2 protein-coding genes are annotated in these 3,183 nt (G+C 65.5%); one reads left to right on the forward strand and one right to left on the reverse strand.

Annotation, left to right across the window (positions count from 1 at the left end):
- A partial coding sequence (locus AC6EI8_RS25540; protein ID WP_498383273.1) for an alpha/beta hydrolase occupies positions 1 to 908 on the reverse strand: 908 nt, incomplete at its 3' end.
- 309 nt (positions 909 to 1,217) lie between these two features.
- Here AC6EI8_RS25540 and AC6EI8_RS25545 point away from each other — a divergent pair.
- Positions 1,218 to 3,183: alkaline phosphatase D family protein (locus tag AC6EI8_RS25545; RefSeq protein WP_498383272.1), on the forward strand; the 1,966-nt coding region annotated here is incomplete at its 3' end.

Genomic DNA, 3,183 nt, shown 5'->3' on the forward strand with positions numbered 1-3,183 from the left:
CCGCCGCCCGTATCGTTGGCAGCGACGCGCTCGTCCGGTGCCGGGGCCGGCGTGGGCGTCTCGTCAAGACGATTGCCATGCGCGTCCAGGTCCGGCCGGCGCGCGAACAGCAGCGCGAAGTCGCTCAGTGCCTGCCACGTGCTCTGGTGCGCGATGATGTCCGAATGATTGCTGCCGGGAATGGTCTCCACCGCCACCGGCCCCGGCCACGCCGCCATCAGGCGCTCGGAGCATGCATGCGGGACGACGTCGTCGACCTCGGCGAGCAGCACCTTGGTCCGCTGCACCACCTTCTTGCAGTGCGAGATCGAATCGAAGTGATGACGCATCAGCTGGCGCAGCGGCACCAGCGGAAACCGCTTGCGCACCAGTTCCAGCAGCGAATCGTAGGGCGTGATCAATTGCAGGCTCTCGAAGTCCTGCAGATCGGCCAGCTGGATCGCGACCCCCGTGCCCAGGCTGCGGCCGACCACGTGGACCCGCGTGCCCGGCAGCACGCGCCGCAGATGCAGCAGGAACTGGCTGGCATCGGCGACGGCCGCCGCCTCCGACGGGCTCCCGTCGGAATGGCCGAGGCCCCGATAGTCGAACGTGGCGAAGCCGACTTCGGGCGGCAGCCAATGTAGAAATTGCATGGTCTCGAGCACGTCTTCCCCGCGACCTGGCAAATAGAACAACAGATCGGTGACGGCGCAGTGCGCATCGCCGCGATACACGTAGCCGCGCAGCATCCCGCCGGGGATGGTGTGCGAATAGGCGGTGATGCCTTCCGGCAGTTCGCGCGGCGGGCGCCGCCTCGCGTCGAACAGCAGGCGGCCCTGATTGATGCCGAGGTAGGTCCAGTAGCTGAGAAAGCCGGCTGCCGTCAGCACGGCGGCGGCGCCGATGGTCTTGCAGGGCAGGTGCATCAGGACCTGCCGGAACAAGCTGCGGTTCGCGTGGTGATTCGCGTGGTGATTCACATTGCGATTCGCATTGCGGTTCGGGTTGCGTTTCTGTTCATCCATGAGGCGCACCTTATACGAATTCGCCCCTGTGCGGCAAATCGCTGCCGAACACGGGCGGATAGCGGCAATTGCCGGCAGTACCCCAATGGTGCGGACCTGTGCGTCGCGGCATCGCATCCGCATCGGGGGTCACCCCCTCGCGATCGGCGGATCGATTTCCTATGCTGCCTGTGTCCCCTCACCTGTCCCTGTCCTGACAAGGAGAACAACATGGATCGCCGCCAGTTCTTGAAATGGGGAAGCTTCATCACCGTCTCGGTCGCCACCACAGGGTTGGCCGGCTGCGGCGGTGGCGATGACAATCCCGATCCGCCCGAACCCGACCTGTTCGACTTCCGCCACGGGGTCGCCTCCGGCGATCCTCGTCCCGACAGCGTCGTGTTGTGGACACGCGTCGAAGGCGACAACGGCAGGCGCCACGTCAATGTGCGCCTGCAGGTGTCGACCCAGGAGGACTTTTCCACGCTGGTCGTCAATGACCTTCTGCGCGCCTTGCCCGAGTGGGACTACACGCTGCGCACCAAGGTCACCGGCCTGAGCGCCGCCACCACCTACTACTACCGTTTCCGCGTGGGCAGCCGCTTCAGCCCGGTCGGGCGCACCCGCACCGCGTCCGCGGCCGGCACGCCGCTGTCGCAGCTGAAGTTCGCCTTCGTCAGCTGTCAGGACTGGAGCATCAACCACTGGGCCGGCATGGAGGAGCTTGCCCAGCAGGACCTCGATTTCATCGTGCACACAGGCGACTACATCTACGAGGCCGTGGCCGACGGCGCGCCGGTCAATCTGGTCGAAAGCCGCCATACGCCGCTGTCGCTGCCCGACGGCACGACGCTGCCGAGCGGCTTCCGCTACGCGACCACGCTGGAGGACTACCGCTATCTGTACAAGGCCTATCGCAGCGACGCGCGCCTGCAGGCGCTGCATGCGCGCTTCCCGATGATCGCGATCTGGGACGACCACGAGTTCTCCGACGACTGCTGGCAGGACCGCCAGAGCTACGATGCCGACGACGACCAGTCGCCGCAGACCGCGCGACGGCGCAGCGCCAACCAGGCCTGGTTCGAGTACCTGCCCGCCGATGTCACGCTGGACCTGAACAACCCCTCGTTCCAGAACATCCAGATCTATCGCGCGTTCACGTTCGGCAATCTGGCGACGCTGCTGATGACGGACGAGCGGCTGTATCGCGCCGACCATCTGATTTCCGAGGCCAATGCCGGCGGCGATGTCGGCAGCCGCTTCTTCATCCGGCGCGATGCGCTGAAGGCGGCAGAGGACGCCAAGATCGCCGCGGCCGGCGGTGCGCTGACGCAGGTATCGATGCTGGGCGATGCGCAGCGCGCGTGGTGGCAGGACCGTGTGGGCGGTGCGGCGACGACGTGGAAGCTGTGGGGCAACCAGGTTTCGCTGCTGCGCATGCAGATCGATCTGACCGAAGCCATCGCGGAGCTGATGGTGTTGCGGCTGATCGCAAGCAATACGGCGCTGACGCCGCTGCGCGACCAGATGGAAACGGCGTTGACCGCGGACCTGCGCGCCGCGCTATCGTCCGGGACCTATCCGAACAACGTCGCCTACACCAATCTGCGGCAACTGCTGTCCACGCAGGCCGGCATCGACAGCGCGACCTTCGACGCCAATATCAAGCCGACGCTGGACAGCCGCCTGCCACCGGCCTCGCTGCTGGCCACCTATGTCTTGAACGCGGACCAGTGGGATGGCTACGACGCGGAACGTCGGAACCTGATGGCCTTCCTGAAGACGAACAACGTCCGCAATGTGGTGGCGCTGACCGGAGATATCCACGCCTTCTTTGCCGGCGTGGTGATGGACGACTTCGATGCGGCCACGCCGACGCCGGTGATGGTCGACCTGGTCGGGGCAGGGCTGTCGAGCAATACGCTGATGAGCACGTACAAGAGCGTGGTCGACAACGACCCGCGCTTTGCCGAGATCAAGGCGTTGATCTACGAGGAGGTCAGCGGCGCGGTCGTCAATACCCTCAATCGCACGCTGCAGCATTTCAATCCGTGGATGCGGTACGCGGAGACCAATGTCACCGGCTATGCGATCGTCACGTTGACGCCGGACAAGCTGAACTGCGCCTTCCATATCATGAAGGGCTTGGTCGACGGCAATGCGCCGCCGCAGCCGGCGACGGCGCGCGTCACCACGG

Source organism: Cupriavidus sp. R6-3, assembly GCF_059772245.1.